Origin of the sequence: Bacillus sp. SJZ110, assembly GCF_006715455.1 — a bacterium.
Classification (GTDB): domain Bacteria; phylum Bacillota; class Bacilli; order Bacillales; family Bacillaceae; genus Bacillus; species Bacillus subtilis.
Map to the genome: position 1 here is coordinate 649547 of NZ_VFNF01000002.1, position 26437 is coordinate 675983.

A 26437-nucleotide genomic window follows, 5' to 3' on the forward strand; every position below is an offset into this window, starting at 1 on the left:
AGCTGCCGTCATTGGCAGCTTTTTTTATATCCTCTCATTATACTTCCTCGACAAATTAAGCAGATTTCCCTGAAAAATTGTATTTTCCTCTCAACATTAATTGACAGACTTTCCCACAGAGCTTGCTTTATACTTATGAAGCAAGAAGGGGAACAGCGTGAGGCAAGAAAGAAAGGAGTCAGATGTGAAAATCTATTTAGATGTCATTTGGCTGTTAAACTTTTGTTTTGATGCACTTTTGCTTTTGCTCACGGCATTTATTTTAAAACGGCATGTAAAAAAAAGAAGACTGGTAGGCGGAGCGTTCATCGGTTCCAGTATTGTCCTTTTGATGTTTACTCCTTTTTCGCCGATTGTTGAACATCCGGCTGGGAAGCTAGCTTTTTCAGTTGTGATTGTGGTGGTGACATTTGGCTTTAAAAGATTTCGGTTTTTCTTTCAAAATTTGTTTTCCTTTTATTTTGCCACTTTTTTAATGGGGGGAGGAATTATCGGAGCCCATTCTTTGCTGCAGTCAAATTCTATTGTTCAAAACGGTGTTATGATTACCAATCAAACAGGGTTTGGAGACCCGATCAGCTGGTTGTTTATTGTTGGGGGCTTTCCAGTATTATGGTTTTTTTCTAAAAGAAGAATTGAAGATATTGAAACAAAAAACATTCAATATGAGGAACGAGTCAGCGTGCAGGCAGATTTGGGCAGCCAAACACTTCATGTCAGAGGCCTGATTGATTCCGGTAACCAGCTGTACGATCCTCTTACAAAAACACCGGTAATGATCATTTACATTGATAAACTGGAGCCGATTTTCGGAACAGCCGAAACGATGATCATTCGAAACACAGACCCATTGGAAGCCATCGAACAGCTCGATGATTCCTTTCGCTTTTTAGATAAAATGAGGTTGATTCCATACAGGGGAGTTGGTCAGCAAAATCAATTTCTATTATGCGTTAAACCGGATCACGTAACGATTATGACAAAAGAAGAAATGATTTCTGCAGATAAATGTTTAATCGGCATCAGCACAACAAAGCTGTCGGCAGATGGAGAGTTTGACGCGATTATTCATCCGAAAATGCTTTCGGGCAAGGCTGTCAAACACGTTTCATAATGTTCGCAAATGTCCGTTACTTATCATACTCAAACGGCGTGACATTTAGAAGGGAGAGGAAGATGAAAAAACTGAAATTACGGTTGACGCACCTCTGGTATAAGCTGCTGATGAAACTTGGGCTGAAAAGTGATGAAGTCTATTACATAGGCGGGAGTGAAGCCCTGCCGCCTCCATTATCTAAAGATGAGGAGCAGGTTTTGTTAATGAAGCTCCCAAACGGCGATCAGGCGGCGCGAGCCATTCTAATTGAACGCAATTTGCGTCTGGTCGTATATATCGCCCGTAAATTTGAAAATACGGGAATTAATATAGAGGATTTAATCAGCATCGGTACTATCGGTCTAATCAAAGCTGTGAATACATTCAATCCAGAAAAGAAAATCAAGCTTGCTACCTATGCCTCCCGGTGTATAGAAAATGAAATCCTGATGTATTTAAGAAGAAATAACAAAATCCGTTCAGAGGTTTCCTTTGATGAACCGCTTAATATTGATTGGGACGGCAATGAGCTTTTGCTTTCTGATGTGCTCGGCACTGACGATGACATCATCACTAAAGACATAGAAGCTAACGTCGATAAAAAGCTCTTGAAAAAAGCGCTTGAACAGCTTAATGAGAGAGAAAAGCAAATCATGGAGCTGCGGTTTGGGCTTGTCGGTGAAGAAGAAAAAACCCAAAAGGATGTAGCGGATATGATGGGGATTTCTCAGTCTTATATTTCGCGGCTTGAGAAAAGAATTATAAAAAGATTGAGAAAAGAGTTCAACAAAATGGTGTAAAAAATTTTATGGTTAGAACCCCTTGATTTTACAGGGATTTCCTGATTTCGACAGTTTTTCGGTCTGAGTGCAGTGCATATTTTTCCCACCCAAGGAGATACTTAACGTTGTACAGCAGCTCCTGTAGGGAGGGAAAAAAGTGTCGAGAAATAAAGTCGAAATCTGCGGGGTGGATACCTCCAAATTACCAGTACTCAAGAATGAAGAGATGAGAAAGCTGTTTAGGCAGCTGCAGGATGAAGGCGATGATTCAGCAAGAGAAAAGCTTGTAAACGGGAACTTGCGTCTTGTCTTAAGTGTCATTCAACGATTTAATAACAGAGGGGAGTATGTTGATGACTTATTTCAAGTCGGCTGCATCGGACTAATGAAATCCATTGATAATTTTGACCTAAGCCACAATGTTAAGTTTTCAACATACGCTGTACCTATGATTATCGGAGAGATCCGCAGGTATTTACGCGATAATAACCCGATCCGTGTCTCAAGATCACTCCGGGACATCGCTTACAAGGCGCTTCAGGTAAGAGAGCGGTTAATCAGTGAGACAAGCAAGGAGCCGACTGCAGAAGACATCGCAAAAGTTCTTGAAGTACCGCATGAGGAAATTGTATTTGCGCTTGATGCCATCCAGGATCCGGTTTCTCTATTTGAACCGATCTATAACGACGGCGGAGACCCGATCTATGTGATGGACCAAATCAGTGATGAGCGTAACACAGATTCACAATGGATTGAAGAGCTGGCTTTAAAAGAGGGCATGAGAAGGCTGAATGATAGGGAAAAAATGATTTTGAGAAAGCGATTCTTCCAAGGGAAAACCCAAATGGAAGTCGCCGAGGAAATCGGAATTTCTCAAGCGCAGGTGTCCAGACTTGAAAAAGCGGCTATCAAACAAATGAATAAAAATATTCATCAATAATGAAAAGCCTTTAAAACGATGTTGTTTTAAAGGCTTTTCTATTGATTATGGATGGTTTACGTTTTGGAAAAAGTAAGGTATCCTAGTTCGTACAAAGTTTTATGAAAATTAAAACAATTATAAAAGGCAATAAAGAGGAGGACCACGATGATTTTGCAGCTTGACAATGTCTCACTAAAACGGAATGGGAAATGGATACTGAGAGATATTCATTGGAAGGTGGAAGAAAAGGAAAATTGGGTGCTTTACGGCCTAAATGGCGCCGGGAAGACAGCGCTGTTAAATATGCTTTGCTCATATTATTTTCCAACATCAGGCGAGATGCAGGTGCTCGGCCATGAATTTGGCAAAACAGAGCTTGGGGAAAAGCTCAGACGTAAAATTGGCCTCGTCTCAGCAGCTCTTCAGCAAAAATTGTATCCGGCAGATTCAGCCTTTGAAATTGCTTTGAGCGGAGCTTACGCTTCGATTGGGTTATATGAAACGCCAAGTAAGGAAACCAGGGAAAAAGCGATAGGTTTGTTAGAGGACTTGGGAGCAATTGAATATGCCGATCGCCGCTATGAAACCCTTTCTCAAGGGGAAAAACAAAGAGCATTGATTGCTAGAGCACTAATGGCCGATCCGGAGCTGCTGATACTGGATGAACCAGTCACAGGACTGGATTTTATTGCCCGGGAAAAGCTGTTAGATACGATTACATACATTGCAAACAAAGAAAATGCACCATCTATCCTTTATGTGACTCATCATGCTGAAGAAATTTTGCCTGTCTTTGATAAAGCCCTTTTATTAAAACAGGGAGAGGTCTTTGGATCCGGAGAAATAAAGGAAATGCTTACTGATCAAATACTCTCCGCTTTTTTTGATACGCCAATCCATGTATTATGGAATCAGGATCGGCCGTTTTTAACAAGAGCTGAGCCGATAACGAATGCCTGACAAACATATATAGATTCATCCTAGGGGTGCTTTGCGAAGCTGAGAGAGACTTTGTCTCAACCCTTTTGACCTGATCTGGATCATGCCAGCGGAGGGAAGCGGTGAAAAGCGGAGTACATCGGACTCCGTTTGTTTTTATTAAGCCGTTTCATCACATTTGAAACGGCTTTTTTGATTTTAAAGAATAGGAGCGGATTTACATTGGATCAACAAATAGACTCTTTGCTCAAAAAAGTGGAAGAACATAAGGAGGAGCTTATTCAGCTTGCGAAAACGCTGATTTCTTATCAAACACCTGCTCCGCCTGCAAGAAATACAGAGGGCATTCAGTCATGGATTGCGGGATATTTAAATGAATTGGGATTCTCGATCGACAAATGGGATGTGTACCCTGGAGATCCCAATGTTGTAGGGAAGCTAAAAGGAACAGATTCAGCAGATTATTATAGCCTGATTATCAATGGCCATGTAGATGTGGCAGAGGTAAAAGAGGATGAAGAATGGGAGCATGATCCATTTCATCCAATTGAAAAAAACGGTCTCTTAATCGGTCGAGGCGCTTCCGATATGAAGGGCGGAATGGCGTGTGTGTTGTTTGCTGTCAAATTGATTCGTGAAGCAGGCATTGAACTTCCAGGTGATCTGATTCTGCAATCGGTTATTGGGGAGGAAGTTGGAGAAGCCGGCACACTTGAATGCTGCAAGAGGGGCTACCACGCTGATTTTGCAATTGTCGCGGATACGAGCGATATGCATATTCAAGGCCAAGGGGGTGTCATTACAGGCTGGATCGAAATCAAAAGCAGTCAAACATTTCATGATGGAACGAGACGGAATATGATTCACGCAGGCGGAGGAACATTCGGAGCAAGCGCAATTGAAAAAATGGCAAAAATCATTGCGGGGCTCGGTGAACTTGAGCGCCACTGGTCCATTATGAAAAGTTATCCTGGTTTTAAACCCGGCACAAATACGATTAATCCGGCAGTTATAGAAGGCGGCAGACATGCGGCTTTTATAGCGGACGAATGCCGGTTGTGGATCACAGTCCATTTTTATCCGAATGAAACCCATGACCAAGTGGCAGCGGAAATAGAAGATTACGTCAATCGGCTGAGTGACAGTGATATTTGGCTTAGGGAAAACCGCCCTGTATTCAAGTGGGGAGGCTCATCTATGATAGAAGACAGAGGAGAAATTTTTCCGGCATTGGAAGTTGACCCTGGCCACCCAGGCGTCTTAGCGCTAACTGCCTCTCATCAGAAAGTGAAACGGGAGTGTCCAATTATTGACGTTTCTCAATCAGTTACAGATGGCGGATGGCTGTATGATGCCGGTATTCCATGCGTAATATACGGTCCTGGAGATCTGCACAATGCACACTCTGTGAACGAGAAGGTATCGATTGAGCAGCTAGTAGAGTATACAAAAATTATACTCGATTTTATCATCAGCTGGTGCAGCCGGAAAAAAGAACAATGACATGAAAATTTCTTCTTGCTGACAAGGTTCAGCCTGCCCGTTCATATACTTGAACAAAAGGACGGAAAAAGGACGTGATGGAATGATCAGCATTTCAGAATTTCAGGTAAAGGATGTCGTCAATGTCTCAAACGGAAAAAAGCTGGGGAGTATTGGTGATATTGATATCAATGTGACCACTGGAAAAATTCAGGCGATCATACTCGGAGGAAATGGGAAAGTTCTCGGATTTTTTGGAAAAGAAGAGGAATTGGTCATTCCATGGCGAAATATAGTAAAAATCGGGGAAGATGTAATCTTAGTCCGATTAAGTGAACCACATGCATAAACCTGCTTGTCTGCCGAAGATTGGAAAATGCCGGAAGTCTCGATTCTTCCGGCACATTTCATTTAGAAATATGCAAATCGGCGCTCAACGAATGCAGTAAGATGTGGTAAAATAAGTGGGAAATTCCGCTTTAAATGTTTGTCGAAAGGTTGGATCATCATGAATACATATCACCCATTCAGTCTTACCACACCCTCGACACTCATGATACAAGACTGGGCTCAAACGAATCAAAACAACAAAGAGGTCATTGCCGGATTTACGACAAAAAACGGCGGTGTCAGCCAAAAGCCTTTTGAATCGTTAAATACAGGATTGCACGTTCATGACAAAGATGCAGATGTAGTTAAAAATCGTGAATATATTGCCGATATGTTTAATACTGATTTGCAGTCTTGGGTATTCGCTGATCAGACACATGATAATCGCGTTCAGAAAGTGACGCAGAGGGATAGGGGAAAAGGCGCCCGTGAGTATCACACGGCTCTAAAAGCAACGGACGGGCTCTATACAAATGAAAAAAATGTATTTTTAGCATTATGCTTTGCTGATTGTGTGCCTCTTTTCTTTTATGATCCGGTTCAGTCGCTTGTCGGAGTCGCCCATGCCGGGTGGAAAGGCACCGTCAAACAGATTGGCAGAGAAATGGTGAAGCAATGGACTGAGAAGGAAGGTTCAAATCCCTCAGATATTTACGCTGTTATTGGCCCGTCTATCAGCGGTGCATGCTATACGGTAGACGACCGCGTCATGGATGCTGTCCGCGCATTGCCGGTTTCAGCAGACCTTGCCGTTAATCAGACGGCAAAGGCACAATATCAGCTTGATCTGAAAGAGCTGAACCGTCTTATACTGATGGACAGCGGTTTGGCAAGTGAACAAATTTCTGTCAGCGGTTTATGCACGGAAAGCGAGCCGTCTCTTTTCTATTCTCACCGCCGCGATCAGGGGAAAACTGGACGGATGATGTCCTTTATCGGAATGAAGGAGGCATAAAAGATCTTGCGTGTTGTTGATAATTTACGACATATAAACGAACGAATAAACGAAGCATGTAACAGATCGGGCCGCAGCTCCGATGAAGTTACGGTTATTGCAGTCACTAAATATGTATCGCCTGAAAGAGCACAGGAGGCAGTAGATGCTGGCATCACCTGCCTCGGAGAGAATCGGGATGCGGAACTGCTCCGCAAACAGGAATTGATGAAAGGGAATCCGGAATGGCATTTTATCGGCAGTCTGCAATCAAGAAAAGCAAAATCTGTCGTCAATTCGGTTTCCTATATCCATTCCCTAGACCGGCTCTCATTAGCGAAAGAAATTGAAAAACGGGCTGAAGGCACTGTACGATGCTTTGTGCAGGTCAATACCTCTCTTGAGCCTTCTAAACACGGCATGAAAAAAGAAGAAGTCATTCCATTCATACAGGAGCTTTCCGGTTTCGAACATATCCTTGTTGCCGGGCTGATGACAATGGCTCCGCTGACTGATGATCAAGATCAGATCAGAAGCTGTTTCAGGTCGCTGAGAGAACTCCGTGACCAGGTTCAGAAGCTGAACCAGCCGAACGCTCCGTGTACTGAACTGTCGATGGGCATGTCAAATGATTTTGAAATTGCAATTGAAGAAGGAGCTACTTATATTAGAATCGGCTCATCGTTAGTCGGAAATGAAACAGGGGGTGTACAGCAATGAGTATGAAAAATAAACTGAAAAACTTTTTCTCAATGGAAGATGAAGAATACGAATATGAATATATTGAGACAGAGCGGGAATCTCATGAGGAGCATGAGCAAAAAGAAAAGCCGGCTTACAACGGGAATAAACCTGCGGGCAAACAGAATGTAGTGAGCTTGCAAAGTGTTCAGAAATCCTCTAAAGTGGTGTTGAGTGAGCCGCGCGTTTATGCGGAGGCGCAGGAAATAGCCGACCATTTGAAGAACCGGCGGGCAGTTGTCGTCAATCTTCAGCGGATACAGCATGACCAGGCGAAGCGGATTGTTGACTTTTTAAGCGGAACCGTTTATGCCATCGGCGGCGATATTCAAAGAATCGGCTCAGATATTTTCCTCTGCACGCCTGACAACGTAGATGTATCAGGCACAATTTCTGAGCTCATATCTGAAGACGAACATCAGAGGTGGTAAAGCGAGATGATCCTTTATCAAGTTTTTTCGGTTTTAAGCTTATTAATCACAATATACTCATTTGCCCTGATCATATATATTTTTATGTCATGGGTGCCGAGTACGAGGGAAACAGCAGTCGGGCGTTTTTTGGCTTCGATTTGTGAACCATATCTCGAACCATTCAGAAAAATCATTCCTCCGATTGCAATGCTGGATATTTCACCAATCGTAGCAATACTTGTGCTTCGGTTTGCGACAACCGGCTTGTGGGGGCTTTATCGCATGATTGCGTTTTAATGTGACAGTTTGATAGGGGCTTGGCAGCAGCCAAGCCTCTTTACATAGAAGGGAAAGACGATGAGCGATATATATCAGCACTTCAGAAAAGACGAGCGGGCCTTTATTGATCAGGCGCTCGAATGGAAAAGAATTGTCCAGGAGCAGTACCGGATGAAGCTGACCGACTTTTTAGATCCCCGAGAGCAGGTCATCCTCTCTGCTGTTACGGGACAGGCTGACGTCGGGCTTGCTTTTTCCGGCGGCTATGACAGAGCGGAGCGAAAACGGGCGATTCTGTATCCAGAGTACATTACTCCGGAAGAATCGGATTTTGAATTGCAGGCGTTTAACGTCCGTTATGCTGACAAGTTTGTCTCAGTAGATCATCGTTCTCTGCTTGGTGCATTAATGGGCATAGGATTAAAGCGGCAAAAATTCGGTGACATCGTGTTTTCTGAGACAGCAGTGCAATTGATTGTCTCAGCCGATACCGCTGATTTTGTGGCTGCACAGCTGACCCAAGCAGGCAAAGCGGCGGTCAGCCTAGAGAAAATCGACTTGTCAGACCTTAACATTCCAGCAGTTGATGTCGAAATAAGAGATGACACGGTTTCTTCTTTAAGGCTTGACGCCGTCTGCGCCTCTATGAGCAGGCAATCCCGCCAGAAATCACAGACGCTTGTGAAAAACGGCCTTGTGAAAGTGAACTGGAAGGTGGTTGAAGATCCTTCATACATAGTCGCGGAAGGGGACATGCTGTCAATCAGAGGTTTTGGCCGGTGCAGCTTAACAAAAATCGAAGGGAAAACCAAAAAAGACAAATGGAGAGTTACGTTTGAACGACAAAAATAGTCGGTTTTTCAGTTTTTTTTCTCCATCTGTGCGAAATTTGTTTTATAATGTGAACTAGATAACCGTACTGAAATGTAAAAATGGAGGTGGCATCATGCCATTAACGCCAAATGATATTCACAACAAGACGTTTACAAAAAGTTTTCGCGGATATGATGAAGATGAAGTAAATGAATTCCTAGCCCAAGTCAGAAAAGATTACGAAATTGTTCTCCGCAAGAAAACTGAGCTTGAAGCGAAAGTCAATGAGCTTGATGAAAGAATCGGACACTTTGCCAATATTGAGGAAACATTGAATAAATCAATTTTAGTTGCTCAAGAAGCGGCTGAAGACGTAAAACGCAATTCTCAAAAAGAAGCAAAGCTGATCGTTCGGGAAGCGGAGAAAAACGCTGATCGCATTATCAACGAATCGTTATCAAAATCAAGAAAAATTGCAATGGAAATTGAAGAGCTGAAAAAACAGTCTAAAGTGTTTAGAACACGTTTCCAAATGCTGATTGAAGCTCAGCTTGATCTTCTGAAAAATGACGATTGGGATCATCTCCTTGAGTATGAAGTCGACGCTGTATTTGAGGAAAAGGAATAAATTCTCTGATTATCTTGACATTTTCTTAGCTTGTCGAATATAATACGTTCATAAATTCAGATGAAAAAACGGTTGAAAGGGACAGTCATGTTTCCTTCAGGCCTTCATAGCGACCCGGAGATGGTGAGAGTCCGGGATGGCCGGAATCATGTAGATCAGCCCTTTAGTTTCCTTGCTGAACTCACAGTAGGTTAGGACGTTCATCACGTTACGATGCTCAAGAGGAAAAAGTGTATGCTTGCTTTTTCTAAAAGGGTGGTACCGCGAGATAAGCTTTCTCGTCCCTTATGGGATGAGAGGGCTTTTTTTATTTTCTGAAAAAATGCAGTGGAGGAATGAAAATGGATTTTAAAGACACGCTCTTAATGCCGAAAACAGATTTCCCGATGCGTGGAAATTTGCCAAACCGGGAGCCTGACATTCAAAAAAAATGGGAGGAAGAGGATATCTACCGTCTTGTTCAGGAACGGACGAAAGACCGCCCGAAATTTGTTTTACATGACGGACCTCCGTATGCAAACGGCGACATCCATATGGGCCATGCACTTAACAAGATTTTGAAAGACTTCATTGTCCGCTATAAATCAATGAGCGGCTACAACGCACCGTATGTGCCGGGCTGGGATACACACGGATTGCCAATTGAAACAGCTCTGACAAAAAACAAAAAGGTCAACCGCAAAGAAATGTCAGTAGCGGAATTCCGCAAACTATGCGAAGAGTACGCTTGGAAGCAAATCGAGGGACAGCGTGAGCAATTCAAACGTCTTGGTGTCCGCGGTGACTGGGAAAACCCATATGTGACATTAAAACCGGAATACGAAGCGCAGCAAATCCGCGTATTTGGTGAAATGGCAAAACGAGGCTACATTTACAAAGGCCTTAAACCGGTTAACTGGTCACCTTCAAGTGAGTCTGCTCTGGCTGAAGCCGAGATCGAATATCAAGACAAACGTTCAGCATCTATTTACGTCGCTTTTGGTGTAAAAGACGGAAAAGGCGTTCTTGAAAACGGCGAGCGCATCATCATTTGGACAACAACGCCTTGGACAATTCCGGCGAACCTTGGAATCTCAGTGCACCCTGATCTTGAGTACAGCGTGATTGCAGTAGGTGAAGACCGCTTTGTCGTAGCAAGTGCCTTAGTCGAAAATGTTGCATCGGCATGCGGATTTGATCAGTATGAAGTGACAAGAACGGTCAAAGGGAAAGACCTTGAGAACATTATCGCTGAACACCCGCTATATGGCAGAGACTCTCTCGTTATGCTTGGTGAACACGTAACAACTGATGCCGGAACAGGCTGTGTTCATACAGCGCCAGGACATGGGGAAGATGACTTTATCATCGGCCAAAAATACGGATTAGATGTGCTTTGCCCGGTTGATGAAAAAGGTGTAATGACAAGCGAAGCTCCTGGGTTTGAAGGCATGTTCTATGATGATGCAAACAAAGCGATCACACAGCAGCTCGATGAAAAAGGCGCACTTGTGAAGCTTGAATTCATTACTCACTCTTATCCGCATGATTGGAGAACAAAAAAACCAACCATTTTCAGAGCGACAGCGCAATGGTTTGCGTCTATTAAAGATTTCAGATCAGACCTGCTGGATGCCATTAAAGAAACCAAATGGGTTCCTGAATGGGGCGAGCAGCGTTTGCACAACATGGTTCGGGACCGCGGAGACTGGTGTATTTCCAGACAGCGTGCGTGGGGTGTGCCGATTCCGGTATTTTACGCTGAAAACGGAGAACCGATTATTACAGATGAAACCATTGAACATGTTTCTGAATTGTTCAGACAGCACGGATCAAACATTTGGTTTGAAAAAGAAGCAAAGGATCTTCTTCCGGAAGGCTTTACGCATCCTGGCAGCCCGAACGGCACATTTACAAAAGAACAGGATATCATGGATGTTTGGTTTGATTCAGGCTCTTCACATCAAGCAGTGCTTGAAGAACGTGATGACCTCGTTCGCCCGGCTGATTTATACCTAGAGGGATCTGACCAATATCGCGGCTGGTTTAACTCTTCTCTTTCTACAGCAGTAGCCGTAACAGGGAAAGCGCCGTATAAAGGTGTGCTCAGCCATGGGTTCGCACTGGATGGAGAAGGACGCAAGATGAGTAAATCAATCGGTAACGTTGTTGTTCCGGCTAAAGTTATGAAACAGCTTGGTGCCGACATCTTAAGATTATGGGTATCTTCAGTGGATTATCAGGCGGACGTTCGCGTGTCTGACGCCATTCTAAAGCAGGTTGCGGAAGTATATCGTAAAATCCGCAACACGTTCCGTTTCCTTCACGGCAACCTTTTCGATTTTGATCCAAAAACAAATGCGGTGGCTGTCGAAGATCTTCGTGAAGTGGATCAGTATATGCTGATTAAGCTGAACAAGCTGATTGATAAAGTGAAAAAAGCGTATGATGAGTACGAATTTGCGGTTGTGTATCACAGCATTCATAATTTCTGCACAATCGAATTGAGCTCATTCTACCTTGATTTTGCAAAAGATATTGTCTACATCGAGCATGCGGATCATCCGGATAGACGCAGCATGCAGACAGTATTCTACGAAACGCTTCTTGCATTAGTGAAGCTTTCAGCGCCTATCCTTCCACATACGGCAGACGAATTGTGGTCTCATTTAACATTTGTTGAAGAGCAGAGCGTTCAGCTGACCGATATGCCGGAAACAATCGCGGTTCCAAACAGTGAAGTGACTGAAGAAAAATTTGACCGCTTTATGGCTCTTCGTGATGACGTGCTAAAAGCGTTAGAAACTGCGCGAAATGAAAAAATTATCGGTAAATCTTTGGAAGCAAACCTGAAATTGTATCCAAACAAAGAAAACAAAGAGCTCTTGGCTTCCATAAAAGAAAACCTTTCTCAGCTGTTTATTGTGTCTGAACTGACAATCAGCGAAGAAAATGATGCGCCGAACGATGCGCAAAGCTTTGCGACGGGTAAAATCGCTGTCGAGAAAGCGGAAGGCGAAATGTGTGAGAGATCACGTGTGATTTCAAAAGATGTAGGTGCAAATCCGAAATATCCTACACTTTCATTACGCAACGCTGAAATCGTTGAAAAATACTATCAAAAATAATGAAAAGGGCCCGGCGTAAAAGCCGGGCTTTTTTTGTGCCAAGAGTGACATCCTTTAGAACGGCAGGAAAAATCTTATGGGCTTTAGATCATCATTCATAGGCAACAATAAAGGTACTACGTTAAGAGCAGGAGTTGTGAAGAATGAATGATCAACTGACCGCAATTTATACGGAACTTCTTCTGATGAAAGAAGAATTACAGTCGAGATTATTTGAGTATTCTTGCTTTCAGGTTTCTACAAGCCCGCAAGCAGCAATCAATCATAAACAAAAAGCAACTCTGATCTATCATATTAAAGAAGAGCTTCAAGACGTTCTCCTTGCATTGTCAAAAATCGAAAACGGCACATTCGGATACTGTGAAGAAACAGGGGCCCCCATTCCTCTTTCAAAGCTGGCGGTGCTGCCGACGGCCCGAACAGCAAACGATTTTCTTTATTCTGTCCAATTTGAGAAAAAAACGCTTCCGATATGGAAATCAACGGATATCGAATATGGTCAGGCACTGTATGAATAACAGTGTCTGGCTGGTTAATATGCCTGATATTTCTTTACTCCAGTGCTTTTTATTGATAAAATGCATAATGGATTAAAGTAACCGTAAACTGGAGGAACGTTTGTGCTGTATTATATGATTGCACTACTTATTATTGCAGCCGATCAATTGACAAAATGGCTAGTTGTTAAGAACATGGAACTTGGCCAAAGCATTCCGATCATTGATCAGGTATTCTATATCACCTCCCATCGCAATACGGGTGCTGCATGGGGGATATTAGCGGGTCAAATGTGGTTTTTCTACCTCATAACAACCGCTGTTATTATTGGTATTGTTTATTACATACAGCGTTATACAAAGGGACAAAGGCTTCTTGGCGTTGCCCTCGGACTTATGCTTGGCGGTGCCATCGGCAACTTTATCGATCGGGCTGTCAGACAGGAAGTTGTGGATTTTATCCATGTTATTATTGTCAATTACAATTACCCGATATTTAACATCGCGGACTCTTCACTATGTGTCGGCGTAATGCTTTTATTTATACAAATGCTGTTGGACAGCGGGAAAAAGAAAAAGGAGCAATAGCATGAATCAAATTGATATAACCGCTTCAGAAGAACAAAAAAGTGAGCGGATTGATAAATTTTTGGCATCGACTGAGAATGATTGGTCAAGAACCCAGGTTCAGCAATGGGTAAAAGACGGACAGGTTGTCGTGAACGGAAGCGCGGTGAAAGCGAATTATAAAATTCAGCCGGGTGATCAGGTGACCGTCACTGTACCCGAACCGGAAGCGCTCGACGTCCTGGCAGAGCCTATGGATCTGGATATTTATTATGAGGACCAGGATGTGCTGGTCGTCAACAAACCTCGCGGAATGGTTGTTCACCCAGCACCCGGGCATCTTACGGGCACACTTGTAAACGGCCTTATGGCTCATTGCACAGACCTTTCCGGAATAAATGGCGTGATGCGTCCGGGTATTGTTCACAGAATCGATAAGGACACGTCCGGTTTATTAATGGTGGCGAAAAATGATATGGCGCACGAGTCACTTGTAAACCAATTGGTCAACAAAACGGTCACGCGGAAATATACGGCAGTTGTCCACGGGCTTATTTCTCACGATGATGGCACAATTGACGCGCCGATCGGACGAGATAAGAAAGACCGTCAAAGCATGACTGTGACACGTGATGGCAAAAACGCTGTCACTCATTTTCATGTACTAGAGCGTTTTCAGGATTTTACGTTAGTGGAATGCCAGCTTGAAACAGGGAGAACCCATCAAATTCGTGTTCATATGAAATATATCGGATTCCCATTAGCAGGCGATCCGAAATACGGCCCAAGAAAAACAATCGACTTTAATGGCCAAGCGCTTCACGCGGGAGTTTTAGGTTTTGACCATCCACGAACAGGAGAATATGTCGAATTTGAAGCGCCGCTTCCTGAGGATATGGCAGAATTAATCGAAAACCTCAGAAAAAACGGTTGACAGAGGGTTTCTTTTCTGAAATAATAAACGAAGCTGAATAGATTCTTTAAAACAGTCCAGAGAGGCTGAGAAGGATAACGGATTGACGGGATGCGTGTATAGGCGCGCACCTTGTCCTAAAACCCCTCTATGCTCTGGCAGGAGGGGTTTTTTCTTCTATATGAACTGTGAGGTGTCACACATTGAATCAAAAAGCTGTCATTCTCGACGAACAGGCAATCAGACGGGCGCTGACCAGGATTGCTCACGAAATGATCGAACGCAATAAAGGAATGAATAACTGCATCCTTGTCGGCATTAAGACAAGAGGGATTTACCTGGCAAAACGCCTTGCGGAACGCATTGAACAGATTGAGGGAAATCCTGTTACAGTCGGTGAAATTGATATTACTCTTTACAGAGACGATCTTTCTAAAAAAACGAGCAACGATGAACCGCTTGTAAAAGGTGCAGATATTCCGGTAGATATTACAGATCAAAAAGTCATTCTCGTTGATGATGTTCTGTATACCGGAAGAACAGTCAGAGCAGGAATGGATGCGCTTGTTGATGTAGGCAGACCTTCCTCCATTCAGCTTGCAGTGCTTGTGGACAGAGGACACCGGGAGCTGCCGATCCGAGCGGATTATATCGGGAAAAACATCCCGACATCAAAGTCTGAAAAGGTTATGGTTCAGCTTGATGAGGTAGACCAAAACGATCTCGTCGCCATTTATGAAAACGAATAATAGATCACCTTTTTAAGGGCAATCCAGAGAGGTTGCAAAGAGGTGCACAACAAAGGCCCAAAAAGCATTCGGCAGGTCTTTGTATGCCTCTTTGCGTAAAAAAGCAAAGAGGTTTTTTTATACAGTCATTGAGTCATCCTAAAATGAAAGTCAACAATCAGGGGGAAATCATCATGAGTAAGAAAAAAGTAAATTTAGGGGTCAGGGATGTCCCGACACCTTTCTCTTGGGTTTCATTCAGCCTTCAGCATTTGTTTGCCATGTTTGGCTCAACCATTTTGGTTCCGAAGCTCGTCGGAATGAGTCCTGCTGTGGCGTTGGTGACAAGCGGCATCGGAACACTGGCGTACCTTCTTATTACCAAAGGACAAATTCCGGCGTATCTCGGTTCATCCTTCGCCTTTATTTCTCCGATCATTCTGGTAAAAGCGACCGGCGGGCCGGGAGCGGCAATGGTTGGAGCGTTTCTTGCAGGGCTGGTGTACGGGCTGATTGCCTTATTGATTAGGCAGCTTGGAACAGGATGGTTGATGAAGATTCTCCCGCCTGTAGTCGTAGGGCCTGTTATTATCGTCATCGGGCTGGGACTGGCAAGCACTGCAGTAAATATGGCGATGTATGCTGATCCGAACGCGAGTGAGTTGGTCTACAGCTTAAAGCACTTTAGTGTCGCAGGAGTTACGCTGGCAATCACGATTATTTGTGCGATTTTCTTACGAGGGTTTTTAAGCCTGATTCCGGTTTTGATCGGAATCATCGGCGGATACCTGTTTGCCCTTACTCAAGGGATTGTCAACTTCCAGCCGGTGCTTGACGCGAAATGGTTTGCAGTGCCTGAATTTATCATTCCGTTCAAAGATTATTCACCGTCAGTTACACTCGGCATCGCAGCCGCAATGGTTCCTGTCGCATTTGTCACAATGTCAGAGCATATCGGCCACCAAATGGTGCTGAGCAAGGTTGTCGGACAAGACTTCATTAAAAAGCCAGGTCTTCATCGCTCTATTATGGGTGACAGTGTGGCGACAATCCTCGCTTCCCTGATCGGCGGTCCGCCGACAACGACTTACGGAGAAAACATTGGCGTGCTGGCCATCACAAGAGTATTCAGCGTCTTTGTCATCGGAGGAGCGGCAGTGATTGCTTGTTGCTTCGGCTTTATCGGCAAAATTTCAGCGCTGATCAGTTCAGTGCCGTCAGCGGTCATGGGAGGCGTCTCCTTCCTGCTGTTCGGAATCATTGCTTCAAGCGGCCTGCGAATGCTGATTGACAACAAAATTGATTATGAAAACAACAGAAACCTCATTATTACATCAGTTATCCTTGTCATCGGTGTAGGAGGCGCTTTTATCCAAGTGTCTCAGGGCGGATTCCAAGTGTCAGGAATGGCGCTTGCCGCAATTGTCGGTGTCATCTTAAACCTGATTCTTCCGCAGGCGAAGGAAGAGCAGGCAGACACATCTGAACAACATCATATTTAAAACCTTTTAATGAAAGTCCAGAGAGGCTTGGAAGGGTTATGAAGAGAAGGAAGCTTCAATGCTGCCCTCTATTTAACCATACCCCGAGTCTATCTTAGACCGGGGTTTTTTTCAGCCTTAAGTTGAAAAGAGAGGGGAAAGAACATGAAGCATTTAACGACGATGAGTGAACTCAGCACTGAGGAAATCAAAGATTTGCTTCAAACAGCACAAGAGCTCAAAAGCGGAAAAACAGACAATCAGCTTACAGGAAAGTTTGCCGCAAACCTGTTTTTCGAACCGAGCACGAGAACGCGGTTCAGCTTTGAGGTCGCAGAAAAAAAGCTGGGCATGAATGTGCTAAACCTTGATGGAACAAGCACAAGCGTGCAAAAAGGCGAAACCTTATATGACACGATCCGGACGCTCGAATCAATCGGTGTGGACGTCTGCGTCATCAGGCACAGTGAGGATGAGTATTATGAAGAGCTTGTCAGCCAGGTGAACATTCCGATTCTGAATGCGGGAGACGGATGCGGCCAGCATCCAACACAATCACTGCTTGATTTAATGACGATTTATGAAGAGTTCAATACGTTCAAAGGGCTTACCGTCTCCATTCACGGCGACATCAAGCATAGCAGAGTGGCAAGGTCAAATGCGGAAGTGTTGACAAGATTGGGGGCCCGGGTCCTATTTTCCGGCCCTTCGGAATGGCAGGATGAAGAAAATACATTCGGCACGTATGTCTCAATGGATGAAGCAGTTGAGTCTTCCGATGTTGTCATGCTGCTGCGCATTCAAAATGAACGACATCAGTCAGCTGTCAGCCATGAAGGCTATTTAAACAAATACGGCTTGACCGTAGAACGGGCTGAGCGTATGAAGCGGCATGCGATCATCATGCATCCTGCTCCGGTAAACAGAGGAGTGGAGATTGATGACAGCTTAGTAGAAAGCGAAAAATCAAGAATCTTCAAGCAAATGCAAAATGGCGTATTTATCAGAATGGCAGTGATACAGCGTGCCTTACAAACCAATGTGAAAAGAGGAGAAGCAGCGTATGTCATATCTCATTAAAAACGGCTGGATACTAAACGAAAATGGTGAAAAAACACAAGCGGATATCCGAGTGACTGGAGAAACCATCACCGCAATCGGCAAGCTTGATGCAACGGATAATGAAACGGTAATTGATGCAAAAGGTTTGCTCGTTTCACCTGGGTTTGTTGATCTCCACGTGCATTTCAGAGAGCCGGGCGGAGAGAAAAAAGAAACTATTGAAACCGGGGCAAAAGCAGCGGCACGCGGCGGCTATACTACAGTAGCAGCAATGCCGAATACGCGGCCGGTTCCTGATACAAAGGAGCAGATGGAATGGGTGCAAAACAGAATTAAAGAAACATCATGCGTAAGAGTTCTTCCATATGCATCCATTACGATCAGACAAATCGGCGATGAAATGACAAACTTTGAAGCGTTAAAAGAAGCCGGGGCATTTGCTTTTACAGATGACGGCGTTGGTATACAGACAGCAGGAATGATGTATGAAGCGATGAAACGGGCAGCCGCAATTGACAAAGCGATTGTTGCACATTGCGAGGACAACTCCTTAATTTACGGAGGGAGCGTACATGAGGGGACATTCTCCAAAGCGAACGGGCTAAACGGCATTCCTTCTGTGTGTGAATCGGTTCATATTGCTCGCGATGTGCTGCTGGCTGAGGCGGCAAACTGCCATTATCATGTATGCCATATCAGCACAAAAGAATCTGTCAGAGTTGTACGCGATGCGAAAAAAGCGGGAATCAGAGTGACAGCAGAAGTATCGCCGCATCATTTGCTGCTTTGTGATGAGGACATCCCGGGGCTGAACACAAACTATAAAATGAATCCTCCGCTCCGCAGCCCAGAAGACAGAGCTGCTTTAATTGAAGGTCTTTTAGACGGAACAATTGATTTTATCGCAACAGACCATGCACCGCATACGGAAGAAGAGAAGAACACAGAAATGAAGCTGGCGCCATTCGGAATTGTCGGCTTAGAAACAGCATTCCCGCTTCTTTACACACACTTTGTCAAAAATGGCAGCTGGTCACTGAAGCAGCTGATTGACTACATGACAATCAAGCCATGCGAAGCGTTCGGTCTCCCATATGGAACATTACAAACGGGGCAAGCTGCGGACATTACGTTAATCGATTTAGAAAAAGAAGCAGTTATAGACAAAGAGACATTTTTATCAAAAGGAAAAAATACACCATTCAACGGCATCAGTTGCACCGGCTGGCCGGTCGCTACAATTGCGGCAGGGAAGCTTGCTTATGAAGAGGGGAGACTTGTCAAATGAAGAGACGATTAGTACTGGAAAACGGAGCGGTATTCGAGGGAGAAGCCTTCGGAAGCTTAGAACACAACATGGGAGAAGTCGTTTTTAATACTGGGATGACAGGCTATCAGGAAATTTTATCTGATCCTTCTTACTGCGGACAGATCGTAACATTAACATACCCGCTTATCGGAAATTACGGCATTAACCGTGATGATTTTGAATCCATTACTCCTTTTGTGAAAGGGCTGATCATCAAAGAATTATGTGAGCTGCCTTCCAACTGGCGTTCAGCATACACCTTAGACGAGTATTTAAAAATGAAAAACATTCCCGGACTCCAGGGGATTGATACAAGGAAGCTGACAAGAATGATCCGCACGGCAGGCGCGCTAAAAGGAACATTCGCTTCATCTGATGAAGATATCGAAGCAGTGCTGAAAAGACTGAACGAAACGGAATTGCCAAGAAATCAAGTATCCCAAGTATCAGCAAAAACAGCATATCCGAGCCCGGGAAGAGGCAAACGCATCGTCTTGGTTGACTTCGGCATGAAACACGGGATTCTAAGAGAGCTGAACAAACGGAAATGTGACGTCATCGTTGTGCCTTACAACATTACAGCGGAAGAGGTGCTTCAGCTGAAACCGGACGGTATCATGCTTTCTAACGGACCTGGAGACCCGAAGGATGTGCCTGAAGCGATTGAAATGATTAAAGGTGTTCTTGGAAAAGTGCCATTATTCGGAATATGTCTCGGCCACCAATTATTCGCGCTGGCGTGCGGGGCGAATACTGAAAAAATGAAATTCGGCCACAGGGGCTCAAACCACCCGGTAAAAGAGCTGGCTACAGGAAAAGTTGCCTTAACATCTCAAAACCATGGATATACAGTTTCGTCTATCAGTAAAACAGAACTGGAAGTGACGCATATCGCAATTAACGACGATACGATTGAAGGGCTGAAGCATAAAACATTGCCGGCATTTACGGTTCAATATCATCCCGAAGCCTCACCTGGTCCTGAGGATGCCAACCATCTATTTGACAGATTCATCGAAATGATCGAAACAACAGAGAAAGAAGGGGAAGCGGTATGCCAAAACGCGTAGACATTAACAAAATTTTAGTAATCGGATCTGGACCGATCATCATCGGCCAAGCAGCAGAATTTGACTATGCGGGAACACAAGCCTGTCTTGCTTTGAAAGAAGAAGGTTATGAAGTCATCCTTGTCAACTCAAACCCTGCCACGATCATGACAGATACAGAAATGGCTGACCGGGTTTATATCGAACCGCTCACACCTGAATTCCTGACACGAATCATCAGAAAAGAGCGCCCAGATGCCATTCTTCCTACACTCGGAGGCCAAACCGGTTTGAATCTTGCGGTTGAGCTTTCTGAAAGAGGTGTTCTGGCAGAATGCGGCGTCGAAGTGCTTGGCACAAAACTGTCTGCGATTCAGCAAGCTGAAGACCGTGACTTGTTCAGAACATTAATGAATGAACTGAATGAACCGGTGCCTGAAAGTGAGATTATTCACTCCCTCGAAGAAGCAGAAAAATTCGTCAGTCAAATTGGATTCCCTGTCATTGTCCGCCCGGCATATACATTAGGCGGAACAGGCGGAGGCATCTGCTCGAATGAGACAGAGTTAAAAGAAATCGTTGAGAACGGCTTGAAATTAAGCCCGGTACACCAATGTCTTCTTGAAAAAAGCATCGCCGGCTATAAAGAAATCGAGTATGAAGTCATGAGAGACAGCCAGGATCACGCCATTGTCGTTTGTAACATGGAAAACATTGATCCAGTTGGAATCCATACTGGAGACAGTATTGTTGTCGCGCCGAGCCAAACGCTCAGCGATCGCGAGTATCAGCTCTTGCGGAATGTATCGTTAAAACTGATTCGCGCGCTTGGGATCGAAGGCGGATGTAACGTCCAGCTCGCCTTAGATCCAGACAGCTTCCAATATTACATTATTGAAGTAAATCCGCGTGTCAGCCGTTCATCTGCTCTTGCATCAAAAGCAACGGGATACCCGATAGCAAAGCTCGCTGCTAAAATTGCAGTCGGACTTTCATTAGATGAAATGATGAACCCGGTGACAGGAAAAACATATGCAGCATTTGAACCTGCTCTTGACTATGTCGTATCCAAAATTCCGCGCTGGCCGTTTGATAAATTTGAATCAGCAAACAGAAAGCTTGGCACGCAAATGAAAGCGACAGGTGAGGTCATGGCAATCGGCCGCACGCTTGAAGAGTCATTGCTGAAGGCAGTGCGTTCGCTGGAAGCGGATGTGTATCATCTTGAATTGAAGGACGCCGCTGACATTTCAGATGAGCTTCTTGAAAAGCGAATTAAAAAGGCCGGTGATGAACGCTTATTCTACTTAGCTGAAGCGTACAGAAGAGGCTACACGGTAGAAGACCTCCATGAATTTTCCGCTATCGATGTCTTCTTCTTGCATAAGCTGTTCGGAATCGTACAGTTTGAAAAAGAATTGAAGGCCAATGCGGGCAATACGGATGTGCTGAGACGGGCAAAAGAACTCGGCTTCTCTGATCAGTACATTAGCCGCGAGTGGAAAATGAAAGAATCTGAGCTTTACAGCTTGAGAAAACAAGCGGGGATTGCGCCGGTATTCAAAATGGTAGATACGTGCGCGGCGGAATTCGAGTCAGAAACGCCATACTTCTATAGCACATACGAAGAAGAAAATGAATCTGTCGTTACAGATAAGAAAAGTGTGATGGTGCTTGGTTCGGGTCCGATTCGAATCGGTCAGGGTGTCGAGTTCGACTATGCGACGGTTCACTCTGTATGGGCAATTAAACAAGCAGGCTATGAAGCCATTATTGTCAATAACAACCCGGAAACCGTTTCAACAGACTTCAGCATCTCAGACAAGCTGTATTTTGAACCGCTTACGATTGAAGATGTTATGCACATCATTGACCTCGAACAGCCAATGGGCGTTGTCGTACAGTTCGGCGGACAAACTGCGATTAACCTTGCTGACGAGCTTTCTGCGCGCGGAGTGAAAATCCTTGGAACTTCATTAGAAGATTTAGACCGTGCAGAAGACCGGGATAAATTTGAACAAGCGCTTGGAGAACTTGGTGTTCCGCAGCCGCTTGGCAAAACAGCCACATCAGTTGATCAGGCGGTAAGCATCGCGAGCGATATCGGTTACCCGGTACTGGTACGCCCTTCCTATGTACTTGGCGGCCGGGCAATGGAGATTGTGTATCATGAAGAAGAGCTGCTTCATTACATGAAAAACGCAGTTAAAATCAATCCGCAGCACCCTGTATTAATTGACAGATACTTGACAGGAAAAGAAATTGAAGTCGATGCAGTATCCGACGGTGAAACAGTCGTCATTCCGGGAATTATGGAGCACATTGAACGTGCGGGCGTTCACTCCGGAGACTCAATCGCTGTTTATCCGCCTCAGTCTCTCACAGAGGACATCAAGAAAAAAATTGAACAATACACGATCGCATTGGCTAAAGGGCTGAATATTGTCGGTTTGCTCAATATTCAATTCGTCTTGTCGCAAGGCGAGGTGTACGTGCTAGAAGTGAATCCGAGATCAAGCAGAACCGTACCGTTTTTAAGCAAAATTACGGGTATCCCAATGGCGAATCTCGCAACAAAAATCATTCTTGGTCAAAAGCTGGCTGCGTTTGGCTATACAGAGGGCCTTCAGCCTGAACAGCAAGGTGTATTTGTAAAAGCGCCGGTCTTCTCCTTTGCCAAGCTGAGAAGAGTGGACATTACGTTAGGGCCTGAAATGAAATCAACAGGTGAAGTCATGGGGAAAGATTCGACACTTGAAAAGGCGCTCTACAAAGCCTTGATTGCTTCAGGTATTCAAATCCCGAACTACGGTTCCGTGCTTTTAACAGTAGCTGATAAGGACAAAGAAGAAGGGCTTGCCATTGCTAAGCGGTTCCACGCGATCGGCTACAACATTTTAGCGACGGAAGGAACGGCAGGCTACTTGAAAGAAGCTTCCATTCCAGCGAAGGTCGTCGGAAAAATCGGTCAGGATGGCCCGAACCTGCTTGACGTCATCAGAAACGGAGAAGCGCAGTTTGTCATCAATACGCTGACAAAAGGAAAGCAGCCGGCAAGAGACGGTTTTAGAATCAGACGTGAATCAGTAGAAAATGGTGTTGCCTGCCTAACATCTTTAGATACGGCAGAGGCGATATTGCGAGTGCTGGAAAGCATGACATTCCGTGCTGATCAAATGCCGGCACTCAACACAAATCAGGAGGCGGCAGTCACTATATGAAAAAAGCGTATTTGACAGTATGTTCTAACCAGCAAATTGCAGACCGGGTGTATCAAATGGTTCTGAAAGGGGAGCTTGTCCAAGGGTTTACAACCCCTGGACAGTTCCTTCATCTTAAAGTGAGCGAAGCGGTTACGCCTCTTTTGAGAAGACCAATCAGCATCGCAGACGTCAACTTTGAAAAAAATGAAGTCACCATCATTTATCGGATAGATGGGGAAGGGACAAGACTCTTGTCACTGAAGCAGCAGGGAGAATTTGTGGATGTCCTCGGGCCTTTGGGAAATGGCTTTCCTGTTAATGAAGTTCAACCCGGAAAGACGGCTTTGCTGGTAGGAGGCGGAGTAGGTGTGCCGCCTCTCCAAGAGCTGTCGAAACGCTTGAATGAAAAAGGGGTAAATGTCATCCACGTTTTAGGATTCCAATCGGCAAAGGATGTTTTTTACGAGGAAGAATGCCGGCAGTACGGAGACACGTATGTGGCAACAGCTGACGGAAGCTACGGGGAAACCGGATTTGTCACAGATGTGATTAAACGGAAAAATCTAGAGTTTGATATCCTCCTCAGCTGCGGGCCGACACCGATGCTTAAGGCGTTAAAACAGGAATATGCCCATAAAGAAGTATATCTGTCCATGGAGGAACGAATGGGCTGCGGAATCGGCGCATGCTTCGCGTGTGTGTGCCATACAAACGAAAGTGAGACATCCTATGTAAAAGTATGTCTCGACGGGCCTGTATTTAAAGCTCAGGAGGTGGCGCTGTAATGCTAGAGGTGAAATTGCCGGGACTTGATTTGAAAAACCCAATCATTCCTGCATCAGGCTGCTTCGGTTTTGGAAAAGAATTTTCACGTTTTTATGATTTGTCTTGTCTTGGAGCCATCATGATTAAGGCTACGACAAAGGAGCCGCGCTTTGGGAATCCGACGCCGCGGGTAGCTGAGACTGGTGCTGGAATGCTCAATGCGATCGGTCTCCAAAATCCGGGGCTGGATAGTGTGTTGCATAATGAGCTGCCGTGGCTTGAGCAGTTTGATACGCCGATCATTGCCAATGTCGCAGGTTCTCAAGTCGAGGATTATGTTGAAGTTGCAGAGCATATTAGCAAAGCGCCTAATGTTCATGCTCTTGAATTGAATATTTCCTGCCCGAATGTGAAAACAGGCGGAATCGCTTTTGGCACGAATCCTCAAATGGCTGCCGATTTGACAAAAGCGGTGAAAGAGGTTTCGGATGTACCCGTTTATGTGAAGCTTTCCCCGAACGTGGCCAATATCACAGAAATTGCATTAGCGATCGAGGAAGCGGGAGCGGACGGTCTTACGATGATCAACACACTAATCGGCATGAGACTCGATTTAAAAACCGGCAAACCGATATTAGCGAATAAAACAGGGGGACTTTCGGGTCCTGCTGTGAAGCCGGTTGCCATTCGCATGGTGTATGAAGTCAGCCAGATGGTCAATATCCCGATTATCGGAATGGGAGGCGTGCAAACGGCTGAAGATGCCCTGGAATTTCTTCTCGCGGGAGCAAGCGCAGTCGCTGTCGGAACAGCAAACTTTGTGAATCCTTTTGCATGTCCAGAGATTATTGAACAGCTCCCATCTGTTTTGCGCCAATACGGCTATCAATCAATTGAAGAATGCATCGGAAGGAGCTGGAATCATGAAAAACAACCTGCCCATCATCGCGCTTGATTTTGCATCAGCTGAAGAAACACTCGCGTTCTTAGCTCCTTTTCAGCAAGAACCGTTATTTGTAAAGGTTGGAATGGAGCTTTTTTATCAAGAAGGGCCATCGATCGTGAAACAATTAAAAGAAAGAAACTGCGAGCTGTTTTTAGATCTAAAGCTTCATGACATCCCGACTACTGTAAACAAAGCGATGAAGCGCCTTGCCAGTCTCGGAGTAGATCTCGTCAATGTTCATGCTGCCGGGGGCAAAAAAATGATGCAGGCAGCTCTCGAAGGCTTAGAAGAAGGTACGCCGGCTGGAAAAAAACGTCCGTCACTGATCGCGGTAACCCAGCTGACAAGCACATCTGAACAAATCATGAAAGATGAACTGCTGATCGAAAAATCTCTGATTGATACGGTTGTGCACTACAGCAAACAGGCGGAAGAGAGCGGACTGGATGGAGTGGTCTGCTCTGTTCATGAAGCAAAAGCCATTTATCAAGCGGTGTCGCCTTCATTTCTGACTGTCACTCCGGGGATCAGAATGTCTGAGGACGCTGCGAATGACCAAGTCCGCGTAGCGACGCCTGCTATTGCAAGAGAGAAAGGTTCATCAGCGATTGTAGTAGGACGCTCGATTACAAAAGCGGAAGACCCGGTAAAAGCCTATAAGGCTGTCAGACTTGAATGGGAGGGAATTAAATCTTGAAACAAATCATCGCAAAACATCTATTAGACATCCAAGCTGTATTTTTACGCCCGAACGAGCCGTTCACATGGGCAAGCGGCATTTTATCTCCAATCTACTGTGACAACCGCCTTACGCTATCTTTCCCAGAGGTCAGAAATGATGTCGCCTCAGGCATCAGCAAGCTTGTCAAAGAGCATTTTCCTGAAGCTGAAATGATTGCGGGAACAGCAACCGCGGGTATTCCTCATGCTGCTCTTGCGGCTGACCGTTTGAATCTTCCGATGTGTTATGTGAGGAGCAAGCCGAAGGCGCACGGTAAAGGCAATCAGATTGAGGGAGCTGTGCAAGAAGGGCAAAAAACAGTCGTCATTGAAGACTTAATCTCCACAGGAGGCAGCGTGCTTGAAGCTTGTGCAGCTTTACAAGCGGCCGGCTGTGAAGTGCTTGGTGTCGTCTCAATCTTTACGTACGGACTTCCTAAAGCGGAGGAAGCCTTCGCAAAGGCAGAACTGCCATACTACTCATTAACTGATTATGATACGCTCACAGAGGTCGCGCTTGAAAACGGAAATATTCATTCAGATGATCTAAAAAAGCTGCAAACATGGAAACGAAATCCCGAGTCAAAAGATTGGTTTAAAAAATAAAAAATAAATTCAAATGATGTAAAGAGGCTTCAAAGCCTTGCTGTACTTGAAAACAGGCTGTGAGG

26 protein-coding genes, 1 riboswitch and 1 other annotated feature are annotated in these 26437 nt (G+C 44.8%); all 26 genes read left to right on the top strand.

Features of this window, described 5'->3' with window-relative positions; genetic code table 11:
- Positions 1–184 precede the first annotated feature (184 nt).
- Positions 185–1114: a sigma-E processing peptidase SpoIIGA gene (gene spoIIGA, locus FB592_RS08970; protein ID WP_038828183.1), complete on the top strand. Its 930-nt coding sequence runs from the start codon at positions 185–187 to the stop codon at positions 1112–1114.
- 62 nt (positions 1115–1176) lie between these two features.
- The gene (gene sigE / locus FB592_RS08975; protein WP_003221446.1) at positions 1177–1896 is read left to right on the top strand and encodes an RNA polymerase sporulation sigma factor SigE; all 720 of its coding nucleotides are present in this window, start codon (positions 1177–1179) and stop codon (positions 1894–1896) included.
- 139 nt (positions 1897–2035) lie between these two features.
- Positions 2036–2818: an RNA polymerase sporulation sigma factor SigG gene (gene sigG / locus FB592_RS08980; RefSeq protein WP_009967190.1), complete on the top strand. Its 783-nt coding sequence runs from the start codon at positions 2036–2038 to the stop codon at positions 2816–2818.
- Positions 2819–2965: 147 nt separating this feature from the next.
- The gene (locus FB592_RS08985) at positions 2966–3760 is read left to right on the top strand and encodes an ABC transporter ATP-binding protein (RefSeq protein ID WP_029317772.1); all 795 of its coding nucleotides are present in this window, start codon (positions 2966–2968) and stop codon (positions 3758–3760) included.
- Positions 3761–3772: 12 nt separating this feature from the next.
- A riboswitch (TPP riboswitch) is annotated at positions 3773–3874 on the top strand.
- An 87-nt stretch (positions 3875–3961) separates the two neighbouring features.
- Positions 3962–5242 (top strand): N-formyl-4-amino-5-aminomethyl-2-methylpyrimidine deformylase, encoded by a 1281-nt coding sequence (gene ylmB / locus FB592_RS08990; RefSeq protein ID WP_041851058.1) that lies wholly within the window; start codon positions 3962–3964, stop codon positions 5240–5242.
- 82 nt (positions 5243–5324) lie between these two features.
- Complete coding sequence (locus FB592_RS08995; protein ID WP_003232153.1) at positions 5325–5570, top strand: YlmC/YmxH family sporulation protein; 246 nt, start codon at positions 5325–5327, stop codon at positions 5568–5570.
- A gap of 159 nt (positions 5571–5729) precedes the next feature.
- Positions 5730–6566: a peptidoglycan editing factor PgeF gene (gene pgeF / locus FB592_RS09000; protein WP_041850854.1), complete on the top strand. Its 837-nt coding sequence runs from the start codon at positions 5730–5732 to the stop codon at positions 6564–6566.
- A gap of 6 nt (positions 6567–6572) precedes the next feature.
- A complete protein-coding gene (locus tag FB592_RS09005; protein WP_003245324.1) occupies positions 6573–7265 on the top strand; it encodes a YggS family pyridoxal phosphate-dependent enzyme in 693 nt (230 codons plus the stop codon).
- The gene (sepF, locus tag FB592_RS09010; protein WP_003244791.1) at positions 7262–7717 is read left to right on the top strand and encodes a cell division protein SepF; all 456 of its coding nucleotides are present in this window, start codon (positions 7262–7264) and stop codon (positions 7715–7717) included. The genes FB592_RS09005 and sepF overlap by 4 nt, the downstream gene beginning before the upstream one ends.
- 6 nt (positions 7718–7723) lie before the next feature.
- Entirely contained in the window at positions 7724–7996 is a 273-nt protein-coding gene (locus FB592_RS09015) for a YggT family protein (protein ID WP_003221463.1), read from the top strand.
- A 60-nt stretch (positions 7997–8056) separates the two neighbouring features.
- Complete coding sequence (locus tag FB592_RS09020; protein ID WP_015383612.1) at positions 8057–8830, top strand: YlmH family RNA-binding protein; 774 nt, start codon at positions 8057–8059, stop codon at positions 8828–8830.
- Between the two features lie 94 nt (positions 8831–8924).
- Positions 8925–9419 carry a septum site-determining protein DivIVA gene (gene divIVA / locus FB592_RS09025; RefSeq protein WP_003221468.1) on the top strand — a complete coding sequence of 165 codons (495 nt, stop codon included), beginning with the start codon at positions 8925–8927 and terminating at the stop codon, positions 9417–9419.
- A 62-nt stretch (positions 9420–9481) separates the two neighbouring features.
- Positions 9482–9708, top strand: a binding site (T-box leader).
- A 52-nt stretch (positions 9709–9760) separates the two neighbouring features.
- Entirely contained in the window at positions 9761–12526 is a 2766-nt protein-coding gene (gene ileS, locus FB592_RS09030; protein WP_041850853.1) for an isoleucine--tRNA ligase, read from the top strand.
- A gap of 143 nt (positions 12527–12669) precedes the next feature.
- Complete coding sequence (ylyA, locus tag FB592_RS09035; protein WP_014476755.1) at positions 12670–13044, top strand: sporulation-related RNA polymerase-binding protein YlyA; 375 nt, start codon at positions 12670–12672, stop codon at positions 13042–13044.
- Between the two features lie 102 nt (positions 13045–13146).
- Positions 13147–13611, top strand: coding sequence for a signal peptidase II (lspA, locus tag FB592_RS09040; RefSeq protein WP_003245047.1), 465 nt, complete (start codon positions 13147–13149; stop codon positions 13609–13611).
- Between the two features lies 1 nt (position 13612).
- The gene (locus tag FB592_RS09045) at positions 13613–14524 is read left to right on the top strand and encodes an RluA family pseudouridine synthase (RefSeq protein ID WP_003245307.1); all 912 of its coding nucleotides are present in this window, start codon (positions 13613–13615) and stop codon (positions 14522–14524) included.
- Positions 14525–14706: 182 nt separating this feature from the next.
- The gene (pyrR, locus tag FB592_RS09050; protein ID WP_003232127.1) at positions 14707–15252 is read left to right on the top strand and encodes a bifunctional pyrimidine operon transcriptional regulator/uracil phosphoribosyltransferase; all 546 of its coding nucleotides are present in this window, start codon (positions 14707–14709) and stop codon (positions 15250–15252) included.
- A 173-nt stretch (positions 15253–15425) separates the two neighbouring features.
- Positions 15426–16733 carry a uracil permease PyrP gene (pyrP, locus tag FB592_RS09055; RefSeq protein WP_015483210.1) on the top strand — a complete coding sequence of 436 codons (1308 nt, stop codon included), beginning with the start codon at positions 15426–15428 and terminating at the stop codon, positions 16731–16733.
- 144 nt (positions 16734–16877) lie between these two features.
- The gene (locus FB592_RS09060) at positions 16878–17792 is read left to right on the top strand and encodes an aspartate carbamoyltransferase catalytic subunit (protein WP_041335901.1); all 915 of its coding nucleotides are present in this window, start codon (positions 16878–16880) and stop codon (positions 17790–17792) included.
- The gene (locus FB592_RS09065; RefSeq protein ID WP_101502088.1) at positions 17776–19062 is read left to right on the top strand and encodes a dihydroorotase; all 1287 of its coding nucleotides are present in this window, start codon (positions 17776–17778) and stop codon (positions 19060–19062) included. Before FB592_RS09060 ends, FB592_RS09065 begins: the two co-directional genes overlap by 17 nt.
- Positions 19059–20153 (top strand): carbamoyl phosphate synthase small subunit, encoded by a 1095-nt coding sequence (locus FB592_RS09070; protein WP_003232115.1) that lies wholly within the window; start codon positions 19059–19061, stop codon positions 20151–20153. Before FB592_RS09065 ends, FB592_RS09070 begins: the two co-directional genes overlap by 4 nt.
- A complete protein-coding gene (gene carB / locus FB592_RS09075) occupies positions 20138–23353 on the top strand; it encodes a carbamoyl-phosphate synthase (glutamine-hydrolyzing) large subunit (RefSeq protein WP_049139971.1) in 3216 nt (1071 codons plus the stop codon). Before FB592_RS09070 ends, carB begins: the two co-directional genes overlap by 16 nt.
- Positions 23350–24120, top strand: a complete 771-nt coding sequence (gene pyrK, locus FB592_RS09080) for a dihydroorotate oxidase B electron transfer subunit (protein ID WP_141949445.1) — start codon at positions 23350–23352, stop codon at positions 24118–24120. The genes carB and pyrK overlap by 4 nt, the downstream gene beginning before the upstream one ends.
- Positions 24120–25055: a dihydroorotate dehydrogenase gene (locus FB592_RS09085; RefSeq protein WP_021479320.1), complete on the top strand. Its 936-nt coding sequence runs from the start codon at positions 24120–24122 to the stop codon at positions 25053–25055. Before pyrK ends, FB592_RS09085 begins: the two co-directional genes overlap by 1 nt.
- The gene (gene pyrF, locus FB592_RS09090; RefSeq protein WP_003232107.1) at positions 25024–25743 is read left to right on the top strand and encodes an orotidine-5'-phosphate decarboxylase; all 720 of its coding nucleotides are present in this window, start codon (positions 25024–25026) and stop codon (positions 25741–25743) included. The genes FB592_RS09085 and pyrF overlap by 32 nt, the downstream gene beginning before the upstream one ends.
- Positions 25740–26372 carry an orotate phosphoribosyltransferase gene (pyrE, locus tag FB592_RS09095; RefSeq protein ID WP_015715860.1) on the top strand — a complete coding sequence of 211 codons (633 nt, stop codon included), beginning with the start codon at positions 25740–25742 and terminating at the stop codon, positions 26370–26372. Before pyrF ends, pyrE begins: the two co-directional genes overlap by 4 nt.
- The last annotated feature ends 65 nt before the right edge of the window (positions 26373–26437 follow it).

Bases quoted from the DNA above. Each gene is read 5' to 3' on its own strand.
- sigE (WP_003221446.1), top strand. From the start codon at position 1,177: ATGAAAAAACTGAAATTACGGTTGACGCACCTCTGGTATAAGCTGCTG.
- FB592_RS08985 (WP_029317772.1), top strand. From the start codon at position 2,966: ATGATTTTGCAGCTTGACAATGTCTCACTAAAACGGAATGGGAAATGG.
- FB592_RS08995 (WP_003232153.1), top strand. From the start codon at position 5,325: ATGATCAGCATTTCAGAATTTCAGGTAAAGGATGTCGTCAATGTCTCA.
- pgeF (WP_041850854.1), top strand. From the start codon at position 5,730: ATGAATACATATCACCCATTCAGTCTTACCACACCCTCGACACTCATG.
- sepF (WP_003244791.1), top strand. From the start codon at position 7,262: ATGAGTATGAAAAATAAACTGAAAAACTTTTTCTCAATGGAAGATGAA.
- FB592_RS09015 (WP_003221463.1), top strand. From the start codon at position 7,724: ATGATCCTTTATCAAGTTTTTTCGGTTTTAAGCTTATTAATCACAATA.
- FB592_RS09020 (WP_015383612.1), top strand. From the start codon at position 8,057: ATGAGCGATATATATCAGCACTTCAGAAAAGACGAGCGGGCCTTTATT.
- divIVA (WP_003221468.1), top strand. From the start codon at position 8,925: ATGCCATTAACGCCAAATGATATTCACAACAAGACGTTTACAAAAAGT.
- ileS (WP_041850853.1), top strand. From the start codon at position 9,761: ATGGATTTTAAAGACACGCTCTTAATGCCGAAAACAGATTTCCCGATG.
- ylyA (WP_014476755.1), top strand. From the start codon at position 12,670: ATGAATGATCAACTGACCGCAATTTATACGGAACTTCTTCTGATGAAA.
- FB592_RS09045 (WP_003245307.1), top strand. From the start codon at position 13,613: ATGAATCAAATTGATATAACCGCTTCAGAAGAACAAAAAAGTGAGCGG.
- pyrP (WP_015483210.1), top strand. From the start codon at position 15,426: ATGAGTAAGAAAAAAGTAAATTTAGGGGTCAGGGATGTCCCGACACCT.
- FB592_RS09060 (WP_041335901.1), top strand. From the start codon at position 16,878: ATGAAGCATTTAACGACGATGAGTGAACTCAGCACTGAGGAAATCAAA.
- FB592_RS09065 (WP_101502088.1), top strand. From the start codon at position 17,776: ATGTCATATCTCATTAAAAACGGCTGGATACTAAACGAAAATGGTGAA.
- FB592_RS09070 (WP_003232115.1), top strand. From the start codon at position 19,059: ATGAAGAGACGATTAGTACTGGAAAACGGAGCGGTATTCGAGGGAGAA.
- carB (WP_049139971.1), top strand. From the start codon at position 20,138: ATGCCAAAACGCGTAGACATTAACAAAATTTTAGTAATCGGATCTGGA.
- pyrK (WP_141949445.1), top strand. From the start codon at position 23,350: ATGAAAAAAGCGTATTTGACAGTATGTTCTAACCAGCAAATTGCAGAC.
- FB592_RS09085 (WP_021479320.1), top strand. From the start codon at position 24,120: ATGCTAGAGGTGAAATTGCCGGGACTTGATTTGAAAAACCCAATCATT.
- pyrF (WP_003232107.1), top strand. From the start codon at position 25,024: ATGAAAAACAACCTGCCCATCATCGCGCTTGATTTTGCATCAGCTGAA.